The 21,618-nt window shown below is 45.0% G+C and carries 17 protein-coding genes and 1 pseudogene; 5 read left to right on the forward strand and 13 right to left on the reverse strand.

What is annotated here, in order from left to right:
* Positions 1–173: 173 nt before the first annotated feature.
* From DWW70_RS09700 to ftsE, 10 genes and pseudogenes are all read right to left on the reverse strand, one after another.
* Entirely contained in the window at positions 174–2,531 is a 2,358-nt protein-coding gene (locus DWW70_RS09700; RefSeq protein ID WP_055223035.1) for an ABC transporter permease, read from the reverse strand.
* Between the two features lie 43 nt (positions 2,532–2,574).
* Positions 2,575–3,285 (reverse strand): ABC transporter ATP-binding protein, encoded by a 711-nt coding sequence (locus DWW70_RS09705; protein WP_022217259.1) that lies wholly within the window; start codon positions 3,283–3,285, stop codon positions 2,575–2,577.
* 282 nt (positions 3,286–3,567) lie between these two features.
* Complete coding sequence (locus DWW70_RS15490) at positions 3,568–4,131, reverse strand: histidine phosphatase family protein (RefSeq protein WP_334290611.1); 564 nt, start codon at positions 4,129–4,131, stop codon at positions 3,568–3,570.
* A gap of 201 nt (positions 4,132–4,332) precedes the next feature.
* Positions 4,333–5,127 (reverse strand): annotated as a pseudogene (locus tag DWW70_RS15495) (patatin-like phospholipase family protein); the annotation flags it as partial.
* 540 nt (positions 5,128–5,667) lie between these two features.
* The gene (locus tag DWW70_RS09715) at positions 5,668–6,546 is read right to left on the reverse strand and encodes a DMT family transporter (RefSeq protein WP_118649757.1); all 879 of its coding nucleotides are present in this window, start codon (positions 6,544–6,546) and stop codon (positions 5,668–5,670) included.
* Positions 6,547–6,598: 52 nt separating this feature from the next.
* Positions 6,599–7,693 carry a GDSL-type esterase/lipase family protein gene (locus DWW70_RS09720; RefSeq protein WP_022217257.1) on the reverse strand — a complete coding sequence of 365 codons (1,095 nt, stop codon included), beginning with the start codon at positions 7,691–7,693 and terminating at the stop codon, positions 6,599–6,601.
* An 11-nt stretch (positions 7,694–7,704) separates the two neighbouring features.
* Positions 7,705–9,129 (reverse strand): MBOAT family O-acyltransferase, encoded by a 1,425-nt coding sequence (locus DWW70_RS09725; RefSeq protein WP_022217256.1) that lies wholly within the window; start codon positions 9,127–9,129, stop codon positions 7,705–7,707.
* 282 nt (positions 9,130–9,411) lie between these two features.
* Entirely contained in the window at positions 9,412–10,704 is a 1,293-nt protein-coding gene (locus tag DWW70_RS09730; protein WP_022217255.1) for a murein hydrolase activator EnvC family protein, read from the reverse strand.
* A 133-nt stretch (positions 10,705–10,837) separates the two neighbouring features.
* A complete protein-coding gene (gene ftsX, locus DWW70_RS09735; protein WP_015533677.1) occupies positions 10,838–11,746 on the reverse strand; it encodes a permease-like cell division protein FtsX in 909 nt (302 codons plus the stop codon).
* A complete protein-coding gene (ftsE, locus tag DWW70_RS09740; protein WP_022216898.1) occupies positions 11,736–12,422 on the reverse strand; it encodes a cell division ATP-binding protein FtsE in 687 nt (228 codons plus the stop codon). Before ftsE ends, ftsX begins: the two co-directional genes overlap by 11 nt.
* Before the next feature lie 211 nt (positions 12,423–12,633).
* Here ftsE and DWW70_RS09745 point away from each other — a divergent pair, with 211 nt between their 5' ends.
* From DWW70_RS09745 to DWW70_RS09760, 4 genes are all read left to right on the forward strand, one after another.
* Positions 12,634–14,022, forward strand: coding sequence for a uracil-xanthine permease family protein (locus DWW70_RS09745; RefSeq protein ID WP_118649758.1), 1,389 nt, complete (start codon positions 12,634–12,636; stop codon positions 14,020–14,022).
* Between the two features lie 38 nt (positions 14,023–14,060).
* The gene (upp, locus tag DWW70_RS09750; RefSeq protein WP_015533675.1) at positions 14,061–14,690 is read left to right on the forward strand and encodes a uracil phosphoribosyltransferase; all 630 of its coding nucleotides are present in this window, start codon (positions 14,061–14,063) and stop codon (positions 14,688–14,690) included.
* Positions 14,691–14,871: 181 nt separating this feature from the next.
* Positions 14,872–15,522: an endonuclease III domain-containing protein gene (locus tag DWW70_RS09755; RefSeq protein WP_015533674.1), complete on the forward strand. Its 651-nt coding sequence runs from the start codon at positions 14,872–14,874 to the stop codon at positions 15,520–15,522.
* A 40-nt stretch (positions 15,523–15,562) separates the two neighbouring features.
* A complete protein-coding gene (locus DWW70_RS09760) occupies positions 15,563–16,909 on the forward strand; it encodes a citrate/2-methylcitrate synthase (RefSeq protein ID WP_118649830.1) in 1,347 nt (448 codons plus the stop codon).
* A 178-nt stretch (positions 16,910–17,087) separates the two neighbouring features.
* Here the strand turns inward: DWW70_RS09760 and trxA are convergent, their stop codons facing one another.
* From trxA to DWW70_RS09775, 3 genes are all read right to left on the reverse strand, one after another.
* Entirely contained in the window at positions 17,088–17,399 is a 312-nt protein-coding gene (trxA, locus tag DWW70_RS09765) for a thioredoxin (protein WP_022217252.1), read from the reverse strand.
* 348 nt (positions 17,400–17,747) lie between these two features.
* Positions 17,748–19,823, reverse strand: coding sequence for a heavy metal translocating P-type ATPase (locus tag DWW70_RS09770; RefSeq protein WP_118649760.1), 2,076 nt, complete (start codon positions 19,821–19,823; stop codon positions 17,748–17,750).
* A gap of 37 nt (positions 19,824–19,860) precedes the next feature.
* Positions 19,861–20,181, reverse strand: coding sequence for a DUF6110 family protein (locus DWW70_RS09775; protein ID WP_022217250.1), 321 nt, complete (start codon positions 20,179–20,181; stop codon positions 19,861–19,863).
* 387 nt (positions 20,182–20,568) lie between these two features.
* Here DWW70_RS09775 and DWW70_RS09780 point away from each other — a divergent pair, with 387 nt between their 5' ends.
* The gene (locus DWW70_RS09780; RefSeq protein WP_055273183.1) at positions 20,569–21,543 is read left to right on the forward strand and encodes a putative ABC transporter permease; all 975 of its coding nucleotides are present in this window, start codon (positions 20,569–20,571) and stop codon (positions 21,541–21,543) included.
* The last annotated feature ends 75 nt before the right edge of the window (positions 21,544–21,618 follow it).

A 21,618-nucleotide genomic window follows, 5' to 3' on the forward strand; every position in this document is an offset into this window, starting at 1 on the left:
TTGGGAACATTTCCCACAAAATAGCAAAAAAAAGAAAATTTTGTGCTCAAACTCCCGGATTCCCACTGAAAAGATACACGACTTCTAATCCATGTATCCTTTCCAGGGATTCGGGGGATTTACAGCACAAAATTTTCTCTTTTTTTCATAATACCTGAACACAGCCTGACACATCACTCCACATTCTTGAGCGCCTCGTCCATAGGAATCTTCTTTATCCTCTTCATCTGCAACAGTGAGATCACCAGATAGCAGGTAAAGCTGAGCACGAACATGAGTGGGAATATCCATGGTGCCATGTATATCGGCATCCAGCCGCTTAGCATATCTATCAGCATTGCCCTGTATATCACCTTGATCGACAGGTAACTGAGCAGTATATCGAGCAGCGTCACCACCGCAACCATGACAGTTGTGGATGACAGATACAGCTTACTGATCTCCTTTGTGTCATATCCCAGTATCTTAACCATGGATATGGACACCGTGTTCTTCTCCACTATTAGTTTTGTGAGCAGATATACGAGAAGCATGAACATAACAAGTGAAAATACAACCACTATGTAGAACATACCTCCCATGGACTTGGTGAGCTGTCTGGACACCTTTATCATATCATCCTTTGTGATCTCTGACACTACATGATCCTCTATATCGGTCAGCTTGTCATTCGAGAAATAGCCGGTGAAGTAATCCTCGTCCTTGTCAAATATTTCTCTGAAATCACCCTCTGTCACGAACACCGCAAGGGCTGCCGGATACACCACAGAACCCGTCACCTTGAGCTCATATGTGTCATCAGTATAGCTCTCCTTGAGCTCAAGTTTGTCGCCATCAACTATCTCATATTTGTCTGCGTAGCTGTCAGATACCAGCACATCTCCGTCGTCCAGCTTAACCGGGAAATATTTACTGTCCGAGTGTATTCCATACACCATGATCTCATCATCTATATCTCCGGTCGTCCTTAGCGTCTTCATACAGTAGGTTTCCGCATTATTATTTGCCGTCTCCACCTGTGAATCCAGAACATACTGGTGGTCAGCTACCATATTATCCAATATGTCATTCTGATAGTGCTTCAGCATAGGATTCAACATAAGTCCGAACATCAGAAGAACCTGTGCGAAGTAAATTCCAAGAAGCATGACCACATATCCTGGAATGTTCTGAAGTATGACACGGGTCTTGAACCTTGTCATGAACTTCCAGTGAGGCAGCTTCACCGCCTTCTTTCTCTTTGATCTGCTGAGATCATGCCTCAGGAACCTCAGTGGTGAGAGCTTCAGTTTGCTGTTTACCACTAACAGGTTCACAACGATCATGATTATAAGAGGTATGACTGTGGTAAGCACAAATGCATCGGCATTCCAATACGTCACATACTTAGTGAGGGAATAGCTTCCATAGTAAAGCTGCGCACCCATATCCTTAAACACCGAATAGCCCAGCACGTTTCCCACCACTGATGCCACAAATGTAACTATGACAGGAAGTGATATGTAGTGAATAAGCAGCTCGCCCTTCGTATATCCTGAAGCCCTCAATGTTCCAATAACCGACGCTTCCTTTGTCAGAGTGTTGCTGATGGTTACCGCAAATATAAATGCAAGTATAACTATGACGATGTATTCAAACCATTTCATCATATTTGTATCACTGCCAATATCATCCCCTGCAAAGTTGATCGCCTGGTTCTGATACCTTGGAATGTAGCTCTCCACCGTAATGCCGTTCATGACCGCCTGTGTATACACAGTCTCAAGAAGGTCATCCGCCAGCTTTTTCTCATCGTTCTCCTCATCCGGCATTCCATCATCGTACATCCATGAATACGACCAGGTCTTATTTTTCTCCGGGAGATCATCAAATTCCTCATTTGACACAACCGCAATTCCGAATATCGTGGCATCAAACATGGTATCATTGTTGTTCTGGAACATGGTACTGTAGTCGGAGAGTGCCACAAATCCGCACACGCTGTATACCTTGTCACCCGCTTTTATATCATCACCGATCTCTATATCGTTGTTGACCGCATACATTCTGTCAATGGCGATCTCATCAGTTCCTACAGGAAATTCACCATCCATCAGGCACATTTTATTTACATCGTGTCTTGGTGCGAATATCCTCAGTGTCCTTCCCCCATCATCTGCAGCATCATTTACAGAATTCACCGTATCATCTTTTGTCTCTGCATTGCCTTCCACATTACCACTATTGCCATCAGAGTCTGATCCGATCTTACTCATAGGCAGTTCATAATACGACATATCATAGAGCTTCACGCCCTCATCCTCTATATTGTCCTTCATATTGTCAGACGCCTCATCCGACAGATCAAAATGTCCATCCTCCACGTTGTATTTGTCAAATGTATTGTCGTAGGTTTTCTTCATGCTCTCACCTGCAACCATGAAGCCCGACACCATTCCCGTCGTGATGACCATGAACAGGAATATGACTATATATTTTCCAAGCTCTTCCTTCAGTTCCTTTGGAATTCTTCTCCACAATGGATTTCTCATAACAGATCCCCTTTCCTATTGAACATCTACCCTGTCTGCCCAATTACCAGTCAAGCTCTACAGCGGATATCTTGTTCTCATTTACAATGTTGCGTCTTATCATGCCGTCCCTGAGCTTCACAGTCCGGTCCGCCATATTCTTGATGGCATCATTGTGGGTGACCATGATTATTGTGTTGCCATACTTCTGGTTCACATCCTCTATGAGCTTAAGTATCTCCTTGGAAGTGTTGTAGTCAAGGGCACCTGTCGGCTCATCACAGAGAAGTATATCAGGATTCTTCACGATTGCCCTTCCAATCGAGGTCCTCTGCTGCTGTCCACCCGACAGCTGATTTGGGAGCTTATGTCTGTGCTCATAAAGCCCCAGAGTCTTTAACAGATCATCAACATCAAAAGGATTATCACTAAGGTATGCTCCAACCTCCACATTCTCCTTTACATTGAGATTAGGTATGAGATTATACATCTGGAATACATAACCGAGATGCTTTCTCCTATATCTGGTCAGTGTCTTCTCATCCATATCCCCTGTCTTCTCTCCATCTATGGAGATATAACCGGAATCCGGGCTGTCGATCCCACCTATGATATTGAGCAGAGTTGACTTGCCAGACCCCGATGGGCCAAGCAGCACACAGAACTCGCCCTTTGCGACCTCAAAATCAATTCCTCTAAGTACCTCAGTTCGGTTCTCCCCTGAACCGAAGCTTTTCTTTATCCCACTGATCTTCAAAAAACTGTTGTCTCCCATGATTCTCTCCTTTTCCACATTTTATATTCTCCATAAACGCATCGCATAGCTCTCATGCCGTACGTTGATATTTAAACGCATGATTATATGTTCATATATTTATTAGCACATATGTAGGCTCTGTGTCAACTATATTAGTGATAAATAATATCAAGTATTCTTTTATACACATTTACAGGAGCATTTGGGGATATCCCAGAAAAAAAGAGAAAACCACATTCACATCATATTGATCTGCCTGCTGTTTTCTCTTTTTTACATCTGATACCACACATGTGGCGATCAGAATCTATATTCTCTTATCTCACAGTTCTTTATGCCAAATGCTGCGAATTCCTCATTTGTCATATCATTGAAATACGACTGTACTATTCTTGATATTCCATTGTGGGCAACCAGAAGATATGTCTTCCCGGAATCTTCCGACTCAGCCTTAAGCTCATCTAACAAATTGTACACCCTCTGACACAGATGAACCATGGTCTCTCCGCCCTCATAGTGATCCAGAAAATGCGTCTTCGCCTTGGCGAATATAGCGCCGTTTCTGGCTGTTCCCTCGTATTTGCCAAAACACTGCTCACGGAGTCTCTCCTCGGCTCTCATAGGAATTCCTGTTATCTCGGATATATGTCTTGCCGTCTCCGAAGCCCTGACCAGAGGCGAATACAGGATCTCATCTATGTGATAATCTCCATTCTTTATCATCTCACCAAGCTGCTCCGCCTGCTGATGTCCAAGCTCTGTGAGTTCAATATCCGTGGCTCCACATATCTTGTTTTCCACATTCCACACGGTCTGCCCATGGCGGGTGAAGAACAGTCTTGGGCCAAACTTCTCAACAAGCACCGCCTTTGCATCGTCATATCCCTGTGTTATCCTCTTCTCAACACCTTCAGGCGAAAAGTCAAGCATGCCATCTATGGCACCACCAAGAGGAATAGACGGATATATATGTATCATCTCTGCATCATCGTATCTATCGGTCTTCCTCTCATCGAGATGCACCACGACAAATTTTCTGTAGCCCTCATCATAGAGAGGCTGTATTGGCACATTATCTCCCCCAAGGAAGAAGCCTCCATCATAATACTTTGTCTTGTCTATCGTCTCCATAGGGAATATGACCGGTATGGCTGAAGAAGCAAGAAGTATACGTTCTATCTCCTCCGGTTCCATGCCTGACAGCTGGAATCTCTCAGGAGTAGGCTTGCCCTCCACATTGAGACATGTAGCATAACAGCTCATGTCACTGTTCGACACACCATCAAGTACTGGTGAATTCTCCAGTATGTCCATAAGTCCTTCTCTGGAGAAGAAGCCATCCTTTATCCTCATGCCTTTTGCCACAGCATCCAGTCCTATGCACTCTATTGCACTCTGTATGACTGGATTGTCTATGGTCGTAAGCTTCTCCTTGATGGACTCAAACCATTTGTTCCTGTTGTCCTCGTCTATATCCTTGTTGGACAGTATCCTGTCGTTGGTTATGTCGTACCACATCTGTGTAGCCTTATCCAGATCGCCGCAAGCGTACAATGCCGCATTCAGTGCGCCTACCGAGCTTCCTGATACCGCCTTTATATCGATCACATCTCTGTACTCCTCAAGAGCCTTCCACACTCCGATCTCATAGGAGCCACGGCCACCACCGCCACCGAGCACCAGACCGTATCCTTCCTTAACCGGCACATCCGGCTGCCCGTCCTGACCGCCCAGTTCCGTGTAATGCATCTGCTTCTTCTGCGATATAGTCTCCTCTATCGCCTTATGAAGCTCCCCGGCCTTTTCCTTTATCTCCTCTGTTCTCTCCTGAAGCTCCTGTATAACCTTTTCTTTATCCATATATTAATCCCCCTTACTATTCCATAATAAAGCTGCTCTATCCAATATTGTCATCTGATATATCCACCAATTATGATCATATGTGTGTTTCATTTTAACATGTCAGCAACTATACCCACAACCTTATACTCACTATATTCAGAAGCTTTACCATTTATAGAACATTTATTTACGCTTTATATATTATTTCTTTTATGAACATATTTCTTTAACATCCGATACACAGAATGTACACAGTACCATCTTATTATATATACAGATTGATGAGGACAGCAGATGTGCGACATGCCCAGGCAGCACCAGCGTATCTGCCGTCACTCAAACTAACAACAATCCAATTTATATAGATGGGAGGCCGGATACCTCACAAGTCCGGTCACAACACCTAAAACCTTCCTTTATAACTTTTATAAAAAAGACGGATATCAGACAATGAAACTTTTACCCATTTTCCATTTCTGACATCCGTCTTTTTGTATATATCAATTATTCTACAAGTATTTGTACAAGGCACTGCCACTCTCAGCCCTGCCGGTCATGCTAAGTGCGGTCCTGTCTCATGGTGTACCACCATTTGAAAACTGCACTTCCAATGATGATCACATATCCTATAATGCTCAGCATGTCAGGAATCTGATCCAGGAATACAAATCCCAGTATAGCCGCAAATATGACCTGACTGTAGTCAAATACCGATATCTCCCTGGCAGGAGCCTTCTGGTATGCTGCGGTTATACTGAACTGTCCACCAGCCGCCGCAAGTCCGGCACAGAGCAGGCACACAATCTGCTGCCATGTCATAGGTGCGTGGTCCAATATGATAAATGGAAGCGTCACCAGACATGAGAATACAGAGAAACACATGACTATGACCGGTCCGCGCTCACCCTGTTTTCCAAGCTTTCTCACATAGGTGTAGGCTATTCCTGCCCCAAGGCCGCCTGCCACACCAACCATGGCATACAGAAAATCCATATGAAACGAAGGCTTCACAACGAACAATGCACCAGCGAAAGCCAGCACAACAGATGCCCACTCTACCCGGTTTGCCCGTTCATTCAACACAAAGTATGATGCGATGATAGCAAAGAACGGAGAAAGCTTGTTGAGGATATTGGCATCCGCAATATTCAACTTGTCAATTGCGTAGAAATTACATATCAGCCCCGTCGTTCCACATATGCTTCTCGCCGCGATTCCCGGCCAGCTGCTCTTCTTTATCTTGAATTTCTCCTCAGTCCTCATGAGCATGGCAATGGCCACAGCAGCGGCCACTGCATTTCTAAAGAATGCCTTCTGCATAGTTGGCAGATCTCCAGACAGTCTCACGAAGAAGGTCATCAGTGAGAAAAAGAACCCTGCCATGATTATGAACAGGATTCCCTTATATTTATCTTTTATTACCAGTATTTTTGCCATTTGATCAACTCCCGATAATGATAAAATGCCGCCAGGTCCCGCAGCACTTTATCTATTTGAAAGCATCATCCTTGAGCCCATGCTCATACAGATACTGCTCCCACAGACTGTAATACTGCGCCTGCAAATGTATGTCATCCCAGGTATAGTCCTTTACAAGACCACCCTTGCCATCGTCCACAACCGTATTCATATCCAGATAGAAAAGCTTTATTCCATCAGCATATGCAGCTATGGCGCCATTCTTGTCATCGATATTGTCATTGTTCACAATATCGTGGCTTGCCGAATAGTCGCTGGATACATGCATGCAGCCCATCATAAAGATCACTGCGTCCGGCTGAAGCGCCTGTATCTGGGCCACCGCATCGATATATGTGGATGCGTATGTCTCCGTATCGTAACCCGCCTCATTTATGCCGAGCATGATGTATATCTTTCTGAATTGTTTGCTCTTAAGCAGCTCTGTGAGTGTCTTTGTTCCATTTGAGGCGATCTTCTCACCCATCAGTCCAAATGATGTAAGGCCCTCCATATATGCAAATTCTGCATTGTCCAGTCCGGAATACAACGCCAGTCCTTCCACTCTGGAATCACCTATGAACAGAGCATCGTCAAAATAAGACTTGTCAACCTTTATATATGGGTACTGGGTCTCAAGAGCGATCTGTGTGAGATCTCTGTAGCAGCTATTTCTTGCCTTTCTCTTCTTAACCTTCTTGTATTGAGTCTGTCTTGTCACCGGAGCAGCCGAACCGCCTGTATCTATGGTTGCTTTTTCCGTAGTTGCCTTTTCGGTGGTCGCTTTCTCTGTAGATTTCTCTGTTGTCTTCTCCGTGGATGCATTCTCAGAAGTCTGCTTCTCCGTGGATTTCACCTCCGTTGTCTGCTCCTCTGCAGCCGCACTGCCCGTGGACTCCGACGTCAGCTCGCTCTTTCCCGGAGCATCCGTGCTTGTTGCGTCAGTTCCGGTTGCCACCCTCTCATCAAGCAGCACAGTCTGGGCCATAGGATGATGAAAGCTGACATCCCATTTATACACGCCAAGCGCAGCTCCCACATAACCGCCTGCGGTAACTATCACGCCGGATATTATGAGTATCGAGAACAGTGGACAGCCTTTTATCATTTGCCATAATTTCTTCATCTGCCCACCTCCTAAAATCTAAAATAAAGGAATGGATTGGAGCCACCCTTTGCTATCTGATATACACAGAACCAGAACAGTGCGAGCATTACAAGCTTGCATACCCAGTTCTTGTAGAATTTCTCTATGAGCTTTCTAGGCCACGGTGTACAGAAGATCACGCAGATCAGCAGTAGCCACCAGTATGTGTGTCCCAGCATGATCAGCTTGTCCATGGCATGTGTGGTGACTGATCCCTCTATGTTCATGCCAAACATTCTCTTCAGGTACAGTCCCAGAAGCTTCAGATCAGATATGTTAAATATTGTCCATGATATCGGTATCAGGAAGAACATGTACACATGGCCAAGAACCTTCACCTTGTCAAATACCTTGCCAAGGAACAGCTTCTCCATGAGAAGGAACACGAACAGGAACAAGCCCCATATCAGGAAATTCCAGTCCGCACCATGCCACAATCCGGTAAACATCCACACAGTGAACATGGCAAGTATCATTCTGAGCTTTCCCTTTCGGTTGCCGCCCATCGGTATGTACACATACTCTCTGAACCAGCGTCCGAGTGTAACATGCCAGCGTCTCCAGAAATCTGTGAGGGAATGTGCCATATAAGGATCGACAAAGTTCTCCGGTATCCTGAAGCCAAGTATAAGGCCAATTCCTATTGCCATCACGGAATAACCCATGAAATCAAACAGGAGCTGGAATGAATATCCCCATGAACCAAGCCATGCGGTCACAGTGTTTATTCCATAAGGGCCAACCGTCTGCACATCGTTCCACAGACTGGCTATCTTATTTGCCAGAAGCACCTTGTACGCAAGTCCCAATACGAACAGTGTCGCACCGCGCTCTATATCGTCCGCCTTGACCTCTCTGTGATCCAGCTCAGGCTTCACCTCATCGTAGTTGACTATAGGGCCGGCTATGAGCTGAGGGAACATGCTCACATATGTTCCGAACTTGATTATACTCTTGTCCGCCTGATACTTGAGCCTGTACACGTCAAATATATACGATGTTATCTGGAACGTATAGAAGCTTATTCCAAGCGGCAGTGTGATCGCCACGCTATCAAATATCTTTGTTCCCGCTGCAGTGTTTATTATCTCTATAAAGAAGTTGATATATTTGAATATGAACAACATTCCAAAATCAAACACCATAGCCACCGCCAGCCAGCAGTTTCTCTCAAATGAACAGTCGATCTCCGAATATACTTCTATATCATAAAAACGCTTGATTCGTCTTGCCACCGAATAGTTAAATATAATAGAAAACATCATCAAGAACACGTATATGGGTTCGCCATACGCGTAGAACACAAGGCTGCCTAAAAGCAGTACAACATTCCTGTACTTCGGCTTTGTCACAAAATAGATAAGCAAAAATAAAGGCAGGAATCTAAATAAGAACTCCATGCTCGAAAAAACCATAATATACTCCTTAAATAAATACTCAGTCCAGTGTGAGTATAAATACTTTTACCACTTATGTCAACCGACACTAATCCTATTTTTTCTTAAAAAAACTATTGTTTTCGACATATTTTCTCACCACCACAACATATGGTACTTCGCCCATATCCACGCCCCTATTAACATAAAAAATGCGTGATCCATATTTCATGAATCACGCATTTTTTCTCTATTCTATATATGATCATATTAAGATCTTATGATATGACACATATCCCTATGCCATGTCTCAGCCTCATCTTACAGATAATCAAGTGGGTTGACATATGAGCCATTCAGGAATACTGAGAAGTGGCAATGTGTACCTGTTGAATATCCTGTTGAACCTGCATACGCAATGGTCTGTCCCTGTGAAACCACATCGCCAACGCTTACTGCAAGTGATGAGTTGTGAAGGTACATCGTCACAAATCCATTACCGTGATCTATCATAACGTAGTTACCACCACTCTCGCCCCACTCGGCTACCGTTACAACACCTGCATCAGCCGCTGCGATAGGCACTCCGTATGAACATCCTATATCTATACCCATATGATTGGAGCTTGCTCCTGCTGTCGGTGACTCTCTAGGTCCGAAGTAGTCTGTGATAGGTCCTGATACAGGCCATATGAACTGACCTGAACCGGTTGTTGAACCGCCATTGTTACTTCCACTGTTGTCGCTGTCACTGCCTGAGTTATCGCTTCCACCGTTGTTATCCTGCTGCTGTTGTTCAGCTTCTCTCTGCTTACGCTCCTCCTCCAGTCTCTGCTGTTCCTGACGCGCAAGCTCTGCCAGCTTGTCATCCAGCTCTGACTCCTGCTTTGCGTATTCAGCCGCAAGAGCTTTCTGCATCTCAACATCATCACTGTACTTGTTGATCTCCGCATTCTTCTGGCTTATAACATCATCGAGGTCTGCCTGCTTGGTCTCCAGGTCTGCCTTTACCTTCTCTACATCCGCCAGATCATCCTTGAGTGTCTGCTGATACTCTGCTATGTCATTCTTAGTCTTTACCAGCTTGTTGAGCTGCTTCTGGTCATATGTGCTGAGCTGATCAACATACTCAGACTTGTTAAGACTATCCTCAAATGAAGCCGATGACATAAGTGCATCTATGTAAGCAACATCGCCCTCCTCGTAGAGGTACTGTATCCTCTTCTTCATCGCCTCATACTGATTATCCTCACTGACCTGAGCCTCTGCAAGCTTTGTCTGAGTCTCATCTATCTCATTCTGAAGATCCTCAGCCTGCTGTTTCTTCTCCACGATCTGTGTGCTTATATCTGTGGCCTGCTTATCGAGCTCATTTACAGCCGCTGTAAGCTTGTCTACCTTCTTCTGATACTTCTCTGCGTTTGCATTCGCCTCTTCCTGAGCCTGCTGAGCCTCTTCCTTCTGCTGCTCAACATCCTCCTTGGTCTCCTCAGCATGCACGCTGAACACAGGAGCCGCAAATATGGATGTAAACGACATGAGCAGTGCTCCTGTAGTAACCACTGCCACCTGCATACCTTTCTTCTTTATCTTGTATAAATCTATTCTCATCATTCATGCCTCCTAATCGCATTTCATAATGTTATTATCTTTTTGCCCTACTTATCAGCATTATAACACATATTGTTCCTAAAAAAGTAATAACAATTTGTGAATTTTTTGTGCATTGCTCTGACCGCATTTAACACTACACTCTCAGGTGCTTTCTTGTGGTAAGAATACTTCCTACCAGACCAACACCGATACCGAGCACAAGTCCGACCGGTACCATAGTCCTGAACAGATCCTGCTGGCTCACAAATGCGAACAGCGTTGTGACAACCTTGAACCTTCCGGCAACGTATGTCAGTATCTTATCGTACATGTAGTACAGAAGGACCAGAGGTATAGCCGAACCGACCGCGCCTATGATCACACCCTCTATGATGAACGGTGCTCTTACAAATACATTTGTCGCACCGATCAGCTTCATGATCCCTATCTCTTCCTTTCGCACTGTGATACCTATGGTGATCGTGTTACTTATAAGGAATATAGATACCAGCATCAGTATCACAACTATTCCTATGGATGCATATCCCACAAGGGATGACAGTGTCGTGATGCTGTCCGCAGTCACGTCAGAACTCTTTACCTTTCTGACTCCTGAAAGGCCCTGGGCAAATGCCACGAACTCCGGCTGTCTTGATACATCCTTGAGCGTGATCTCATATGACGCAGCATTCTTTAACGGGTTATCTCCGCCAAATGCATTCTTTGCAACCTGTGGATCATCGTAGTTCTGATCTGCAAACTTGTCCCATGCCTCATCGGCTGAGATGAAATCCATCGTCTCAACATAATCGACCGTTCTTATCTGTTCACCTATGAGCTGTATGGTCTCATCTGACGCATCCTCGTCGAAGAATACAGATATGGTGACTGTCTTCTCAAGCTCCTGCATACCTGACTGGAAGTTTACAACCACCGCATATATGATTCCGAAAAGGAACAGACATGATATGATGGTTCCCAGTGATGCAAGTGAGAACAGTATGTTTCTTCTTATATTCGCAAAGCCCTGTCTGAGGACATAGAAAAATGTACTAATCTTCATCTATGTAGCCTCCTTCCTTCTCATCACTGATTATAACGCCCTTCTTCAGGGTGATAACTCTCTTCTTCATCTCATTGACGATATCCTTATTGTGGGTTACCACGACAACTGTGGTTCCTCTCTTGTTGATATCCTCAAGGAGGTTCATGATATCCAGTGAGTTCTTAGGATCAAGGTTTCCTGTAGGCTCGTCCGCCAGTATGATGTCCGGATTGTTGACCAGTGCTCTCGCCATGGCAACTCTCTGCTGCTCACCACCTGAGAGCTCCTTCGGGTATGATTTGTATTTGTCTGCAAGTCCAACCAGCGTCAGCATGGCCGGAACTCGTCTTCTGATATATCTCGCCGGGGTCTGGATGACTCTCTGTGCAAATGCGACATTCTCGTATATAGTCCTGTCCTTGAGAAGTCTGAAGTTCTGGAACACAACCCCTATCCTTCTTCTGACCTTCGGTATATCCTTCCTCTTGATCTTGCCGTAGTCGTATCCGGCAACAGTGATATTGCCCTCCGTAGGATCGAGCTCCTTGAGCAGAAGCCTGAACAGAGTGGTCTTGCCCGAACCACTGCTTCCAACGATAAATACGAACTCGCCTTTCTCTATATTAATATTGACATTCTTGAGTGCCTGATTGCCCCCAGGATATGTCATACTCACGTTCTCTAATTCAATCATAATATCTGTAGTCTCCTTCGACCTGTATCTTTATTTTTCTCCCCTTTACTCAATCCAAGCAGAATTGTAACAATTCTGTAACATTTTGTCAAGTGCTGACATATATTACATATCTTAAGTTTATTTTGGAAATTTCACTATTCAAATTGACCTTAGTGTAAATAAACTTTATAATATTTAACTAAGAAAAAATATGGGAGGATTATTACTTATGGATAATCAAAAAGAAGCCATTCGTGATGCACGTAAGCTTGGAATTCCAAAGATGCTTTTACTTGGATTCCAGCATATGTTTGCCATGTTTGGTGCAACAATTCTTGTTCCGCTTCTCGTAAACGGATACTTCGAGGGTCAGGGACTCTCAATTCAGGTAACTCTTGTATGTGCCGGTCTTGGAACACTGTTCTTCCACTTATGCACTAAGCTTAAGGTACCTGCATTTCTCGGTTCTTCATTTGCATTTCTGGGAGGTTTCTCCACAGTTGCAGACCTTAAAACAGGCATATTCAAGGACATGCCAATGGGCGAAAAGCTTCCATATGCATGTGGCGGTATTGTGGTTGCAGGACTTCTGTATCTGATACTTGCACTGATCGTCAAGCTTGTCGGCGTGAAGCGTGTCATGAGATTCCTTCCACCAGTGGTTACCGGACCTATCATCATATGTATCGGTCTGAGCCTCGCACCATCAGCTATATCAAACGCATCCACTAACTGGCTGCTTGCATTTATCGCACTGGCTGTTGTCATTGTGTTCAACATCTGGGGCAAGGGCATGTTCAAGATCATACCTATCCTCATGGGTGTACTTATCTCATATGGCGTTGCACTCATACTTCACTTCTGTGGTATGACCAACCCTGATGGTTCAGCAATACTCAGCTTTTCTGGAGTTTCAGACGCACATTTTCTCGGTCTGCCACCTTTCCAGATCTGTAAATTCGACATCACTGCTATACTCGTTATGGCTCCTATCGCCATCGCTTCCATGATGGAGCACATCGGTGATATCTGTGCCATATCAGCTACAGTTGACCAGAATTTCCTTGAGGATCCGGGTCTCCACAGAACACTTATCGGTGACGGTCTTGCAACATCACTGTCAGCTCTCTTCGGCGGTCCTGCAAATACGACTTACGGAGAGAACACAGGAGTTCTCGAGCTCAGCCGTGTACACGATCCAAGAGTTATCAGACTTGCTGCTTTATTTGCAGTCATCCTCGGTTTCATACCTAAGGTTGCTGCAGTCATCAGCTCTATGCCACTTGCCATCATCGGCGGTATAAGCTTCATCCTCTACGGAATGATCTCAGCCATAGGTGTAAGAAATGTGGTTGAGAACCACGTAGACTTCACGAAGTCAAGAAACCTGATCATCGCAGCCGTTATCATGGTATGTGGACTTGGTTTCTCAAATGGCCTTACATTCACGATCGGAGGCACAACTATCACTCTTACAGGACTTGCCCTCGCAGCTATATTCGGCATCCTGCTGAACGCTATACTGCCTGGTAACGACTATACATTTGGTGAGAACACCAAGGGTGATGTAAGCCGCGGACTTGGAATGAATCCACAGAACTCTGACATTGAGGCATAATAATTATCTGTATATTATTTATTAGGAGGTTACACAATATGACAGATTACACAGTTATGACACATCCACTTATTCAGCATAAGATTTCAAAGCTCAGAGATAAGAACACCGGAACTGCCGAATTCCGTGCACTTGTTGAAGAGATCGCCATGCTCATGGGATATGAGGCTCTGAAAGATCTTCCTACCGAGGATGTATGTATAGAGACTCCTATCGAGGAATGCATGACTCCGGTCATCGCAGGAAGAAATCTTGCGATCGTACCTATTCTCCGTGCAGGACTTGGAATGGTCAGTGGACTTCAGGCTCTGGTTCCTACAGCCAAGATCGGACACATCGGTCTGTACAGAGACGAGGAGACTCATGAACCTCATGAGTACTACTGCAAGCTCCCTGATCCTATCGATGAGAGACTTATAGTTGTCACGGATCCTATGCTTGCAACCGGAGGATCAGCTGTTGCTGCCGTTGATTTCATCAAGCAGCACGGCGGTAAGCATATCAAGTTCATGTCGATCATCGCTGCACCGCAGGGAATTGAGAGACTTCTCAAGGCTCATCCTGACATCCAGCTATACGTTGGTCATGTTGACCGCGAGCTGAACGAGAACGCTTACATCTGCCCAGGACTTGGCGATGCCGGCGACAGAATCTTCGGAACAAAGTAAGATCTTTCAGACATGATATTTATACCAGCAAAGACATGCCGCAGCCCAGCACATATATTGGGCTGCGGCATGTCTTCTCTTCCCAACATTTTCACACTTCTAACATTTTTATTAAGATTTCTTTTTCGATATCCATTTGCAGGCCTTTCATGTTATCATATAGAGACTGGAGGTCTTTTTTATGGAATCACAGAAGAGATATACGAAAAAACAGAGAACACTGGACATTATCGAGAGGCTGAAGAAGGAATATCCTGACACAGTATGCACCCTCGATACTTCACACGCATGGCAGCTTCTTGTCAGTGTCCGCCTGGCGGCGCAGTGCACTGATGCAAGGGTGAATGTGGTAGTCCAGGATTTATTTGCCAAATATCCGGGAGTAAAAGAACTGGCTGCTGCCGATGTCAGTGACATCGAGGCCATTGTGAGACCTTGCGGACTGGGGAAGAGCAAGGCCAGAGATATTAGTGCATGTATGAATATGCTTGTTGATTCCTATGATTGCCAGGTTCCTGACAGTCTAGATGAGCTGCTTAAGCTCCCCGGCGTAGGCCGCAAGAGCGCAAACCTCATCATGGGTGATATCTACGGCAAACCTGCCATTGTAACAGATACCCACTGTATACGCCTTGTCAACCGAATGGGACTGGTTGACGGGATAAAAGATCCGAAGAAGGTTGAGATGGAACTGTGGAAGCTTGTACCTCCAGATGAGAGCAATGACTTCTGTCACAGGCTGGTGGATCACGGCAGATCCGTGTGCACAGCCAGAACGAAGCCACATTGCGACGCATGTTGTCTAAGCGACATATGCAAAAAGATCATCTGATTTATCATACAAACGGAAAGGAGTTACTTATATGGAGTATATGGAGAATCTGACAGAATACGTGGAGAAGCAGGCTTCTCTCTGTCAGCAGCATGATGTGATAGACAAAGAGCTCTATGCCAGATACGGAGTAAAAAGAGGACTGCGTGATGAGAATGGACAGGGAGTTCTGACCGGTCTTACCAATATATCACAGATCATAGCATTTAAGGATGTGGATGGCCAGAAGGTTCCGTGTGACGGACAGTTATTGTACAGAGGCTATGATGTACAGGATCTCGTAAAAGGCGGCAAAGGAAAACGCCATATATTTGAGGAAGCTGCTTATCTTCTTCTCTTCGGAGAACTGCCTACCGAGGCTCAGCTCTCAGAATTCAGCAGTGTCATCGCCGAGTCCATGAACCTGCCGACCAACTTTACCCGTGATGTCATCATGAAAGCACCTAGTGTGGATATAATGAACTCCATGACAAGAAGTGTGCTGACTCTGGCTTCATACGATAATCAGGCTACCAACCTGGATATAGACAATGTTCTCAGACAGTGTATCGGTCTCATCGGAACATTTCCTATGATGGCTGTGTATGGTTATCACGCATACAACCATTATGAGAACGACGGAAGTATGTACATTCACAGACCTGACAAGGATGCTTCCGTGGCTGAAAACATCCTCAGGATGCTCAGGCCTGACATGAAGTATACCGAGCTTGAAGCAAGAGTACTTGACATAGCACTGCTGCTTCACATGGAGCACGGCGGTGGTAACAATTCCACATTCACCACAAGAGTTGTAACGTCATCCGGCTCTGACACATACTCTGCCATTGCCGCCGCCCTTTCATCCCTCAAGGGAAGGAAGCATGGTGGTGCCAACCTGCAGGTTATGAACATGATGGACGATATCAAGGAGCACATAAAGGATTACCATGACGAAGATGCCATAGAGGCATATCTGGATAAGCTGCTGAACAAGCAAGCCTACGATCACAAGGGACTCATCTATGGTATGGGCCATGCCGTTTACTCACTGTCAGACCCAAGAGAAAAAGTCTTCAAGTCATTTGTCGAACAGCTTGCCGCTGCCAAGGGCAGGGACGAGGATATGACTCTGTACAACAACATTGAGAAGATCGCGCCAAAGCTCATCGCCAAGGAACGCAAGATATACAAGGGTGTCAGCCCTAACGTAGACTTCTACAGCGGATTCGTGTATGAGATGCTCGGAATTCCTAGGGAGCTCTACACACCGCTCTTTGCAGTGGCACGTATAGTTGGATGGAGCGCTCACAGAATCGAGGAGCTTGTCACTACAGACAAGATCATCAGACCGGCATATAAGAGTCTGGTTAAGTATAGAGAATATGTAGACAGAGACGCCAGATAGTCAATGTGTTTTCAATAACCTTAAAGCCCTGTCAGACTTAACATTCATATGTATCCATAATATGAGACCCATATGAATGTTAAGTCTGACAGGGCTTTATGTTTTTCCTGTTTCTAGTTTGTATCCCCACTTCAATTCAGATCCCAATTAAAATATCTGGGATACATATCACAGACAATTATTTGATCTTCTCAATGAAATCGAGAAGATCATACTTGGATATAGCTCCGACACTCCTCGATGCCTCAACACCATTCTTGTACAGTATCAATGTCGGAACACTGAACACCTTATTGGCAGCCGCAAGTCCGGGATTCTCATCCACGTCCACGCTGAAGAAGTCCACTTCACCATTCAGTTCATCTGCAACCGTGTGAAATACCGGTGCCATCATCTTGCATGGTCCGCACCATGTTGCTGAGAAATCCGCAACCGCCACACCGCATGCCTTTATATCTTCAAAATTATCGCCTTTTACCGTTTTTACCATACTGATCATCCTCCATTCTATTGTGATGAACACACGCAGCATGCTGCGCTCCACACACATCTGTATATTTTCATTTCATAAACATTCCAGATAATATCTGCTAATATTCTGCCCTTATGTTCAGCTATCTACTCATGTTTTATACGTACATTTTGTCATATCCTGTCGGCCCGGTCAACAATTCTTACAGATTATTTTTATTATTAAAAACAATATTAAACGACAAAACTACCCTCCTCACTGATGTTCCAAAATCTCAGACATACATCCCAGTGAAGAGGGCAGCTTTATTTTATATTCTATATGATTCTACGCTTCGATCATCAATATAATTCTACGCTTCGATCATCAATCCAGCAGCTTCTTCATACTGTCAAAACTTATGAGAAGCGTCGATGAATTGTGAAGCAGTGCTGATGTGGTTGGCTGGATAACTCCCATCACGCCCAGGATGATAAGCCCTGTGTTGATGGTCACTATCTTGCGATAGTTCCTGTTGATCCTGCTCATCAGCTTATTACTGAGTTCCTTAAGTGTTACGAGCTCGTACAGATTGTCCGCACTGACAGTTATATCTGCGATCTCTCTGGCAATCTCCGCGCCATCACTTACGGCAATTCCAGCATCGGATGCCGACAGTGCAGGTGAGTCATTGATTCCATCTCCCACCATGATGACCTTTCGACCCGCAGTCTTCTCAGCCTCGACAAACTTTGCCTTGTCCTCAGGAAGGACCTCTGAGTAATACTCATCCACTCCTACCTGCTCTGCAATAGCCTTGGCCGTTCTGTCACTGTCTCCTGTCATCATGACAACCTTCTTGATTCCCAGCTTCTTGAGCCTTGAAACAACCTCGGCCGACTCAGGTCTGACCGGATCCTTGATGGATATGACTGCTGCCAGCCTGCCATCGATTCCCATGAACAGATGTGAATGAGTCTTGGACAACGACTCGTACAGCTCTATCTTATCCTCAGGTATCACACAGCCCTCATCCTCAAATACGAAATGATAGCTTCCTATGACAACCTTCTTGCCGTCTATGCTTGATGAGATACCGTGAGCCACAACATACTCAACCTTGGAGTGCATCTCCTCATGCTCCAGCCCCTTGGCTGCAGCTCCTGCCACAACCGCTCTTGCCATGGAATGAGGGAAATGCTCCTCCAGACATGCAGCTATCCTGAGCAGTTCATCAGGATCTCTTCCGTCAAATGATACGACGCGTACAAGCGTAGGTGATGCCTTTGTAAGTGTTCCTGTCTTGTCAAATACTATCGTGTCTGCATCAGCTACAGCCTCCAGGAATTTGCCGCCCTTGACTGTGAGGTGATGCTTGTTTGCCTCCTGTATAGCAGACAATACCGCTATAGGCATGGACATCTTCAGTGCACATGAATAGTCGACCATGAGCACCGCAAGTGTCTTGGTGATATTCCTTGTTAAAAGGTATGTGAGGATAGTTCCACCGAGAGTCCATGGCACAAGACCATCTGCAAGATGCTCTGCCTTGCTCTCAAGTCCTGACTTAAGCTTCTCAGACTCCTCTATCATCGCAACAACTTTATCATATCTGCTGGTCTTACCAGTCTTTACAACTCTGACTACCAGCTCACCTTCCTCAACAACTGTACCTGCATATGCACTGTCTCCGTGTCCCTTGTGGACCGGTACTGACTCTCCGGTGAGGGATGCCTGATTGACCATGCCCTCGCCCTGATCCACAACACCGTCAAATGGAATGACATTGCCCATATGAACCACTACCAGATCATCCTTTGCGATCTTCGCACTGTCCATAAGTACATCACAATTATCCACACGCACCCATACCTTATTGATATTGAGTGACATGCTTCTTGCCAGTCCATCCACCGACTTCTTATGTGTCCACTCCTCAAGGATCTCACCGATCTCCAGAAGGAACATGACTGATCCCGCTGTCGCGAAATCATTTGTCAGAATGGATGCTGTTATGGCTGTTGCATCGAGAACCGGCACCTCAAGCTTCCTGTTCGCAAGACACTTGAGCCCCTTGCCTATATACTTGAGAGCTTTGACGGATGTCAGACAATACCGAAGTGGCATTGGCATGATCCATTTCTTGGTCATGTACCAGGCGGCCTTCCAAAACAGCTTGTCCTCATACTGTCTGTTCATGACTCTGCCTGATGTCTCTGTGAGATCCGCCGGAACCTCCACCCTGTCATATCCAAACTGTCTCAGCGCATCTATCACCGCTGCACGGTCACCATCATATATGATGATCGCGTCACAGGTTCTGTCGTGCACCTTGACCTCTTCCACTGCCTCACAGTTCTCCAGATAATACTGAAGTATGTCGGCCTGTGCCATGGTCATGCGGCTCTGTGCCATGTGTATACGCAGACGATTCTTTGTTTCATTTAAAATAGAAAACTTCAAGATCTTCGCCTCTTTCTTATGTTTTGTCTTATACTGATTACTCTTCTACAGTCTCTGCTGCGTCAGCGCTCTCAGCCTCTGTGCACTCAGTATCCTCAAAGTCAGCCTCTGCTGCCTTCTGTGCTCTTGCCTCGTTGATATCCTTTGCTCCTGCGTAGATATCACCACAGTTCTCCTGGATAGTATTTGCTGTCTTCATGACACAATCCTTTGCTCTAAGAACACCAGCTGTACAATGTGTATATACGTTCTTTGCATCCTTGCTTGAGAGAACCTTGATACCAGCTGTTCCAAATAATACTCCACCTGCAAATATTCCAAGCTTCTTCCAGTTTACCTTCTTTAATGCCTTCATCATGATTTTGTCCTCCTTGATTATATATTTATTCTGATTAATGATATGACCACTTATACGCATGATAGATTATATGACAGGCTTCGCCGTGATTCGATTTTTCTAATCACGGTTTGTTCAATCAAACTCTCCTTAACGTAAAAAATGCATTCTCGATCTTCGTACTGTAGAAAGAGTCTGCATCTGTTTCGTGGCTTTTTATTTGCTGTAAGTATAGCACTGCCCCCAGCGTTAGTCCAATATAACATTCGCAATTTAAATGACTTTTTTTCTCAATAAGTATCAACAAGCTATCTTACACTTGTGACATTTTGTAAGGTTGCTTTTTTTCCTTCTATATACTATCTTATTACTATTGGCAAAGTCATATATACAAAGGAGATTCCATGTATGGATAATTTCAATATCAAAAGTATTCTGGTAATATTATTTTTATTTTTCATAGGATGCGTCATGGGCTGGTGCATTGAAGTCATATTCAGAAAGTTCTTATCCAAGAGCAACCCAAGCCACAAATGGATCAACCCGGGATTCCTCATCGGACCTTACCTGCCTCTCTACGGTTCAGGCCTGGTGGTGCTGTATCTCCTGTCCCTGATCCATATAGATGCTGTTGACGCCCATCCTGTTTTGCAAAAGGTTCTGGTGGTACTGATCATGGCCATCGCCATGACCGTTGTGGAATACATTGCCGGACGTATATTTATAATAGGAATGAACATCAAGCTGTGGGACTACTCAGATGAGTGGGGCAATATACAGGGCATCATATGTCCGCTGTTCTCATTCTTCTGGGGTGTGATCGCGGCACTGTACTATTTCTTCCTCCATCCACACATACTGAACGCTGTGTACTGGCTGGCGGATCACCTGACATTCTCCTTCTTCATCGGTTTCTTCTACGGGGTATTCGTGATCGACTGTGTTGTATCATTCAACCTGATGAGCAAGGTGAAGAAATTTGCGAAAGAGAATGATCTTATTGTCCGTGTTGAGGAACTCAAGTCCCGACTGGCTCTGGATCGTGAGAAGTTCAAGGAGAAGCCAAGCTTCCTTCTCTCTCTTCACGATACAGCATCGATCAAACGAGCATTTGAGAATAACCCTGAAAGCTTCTCCATAACAAAGAAGATCAAACTGAAGGCTGAGGAGCTTACAGAGAACGTAAAGGAAAAAAGCGCTGTGATAAGTGAAAATCTCAAGGAAAAGAGCGAGGTGATCACCGAGGGTATCAAGGCTGCCGGAACTGAGGCAAAGGCCCGCATAGGCGAGACCCTGAATCGAAATGATTCATCAGATGTGGCCGACACAGATCTGTTCGACAATTCCCACAGGGACATAACAGAACACAAGAATGAAAAATAATATCATTCTAAGCATATAACAAAAGCAAAAATACCATGTACAGGCGAAATGCTGTACATGGTATTTTTTTACGCG

Source organism: Coprococcus sp. AF16-5 (assembly GCF_003479365.1).
Classification (GTDB): domain Bacteria; phylum Bacillota; class Clostridia; order Lachnospirales; family Lachnospiraceae; genus Coprococcus; species Coprococcus aceti.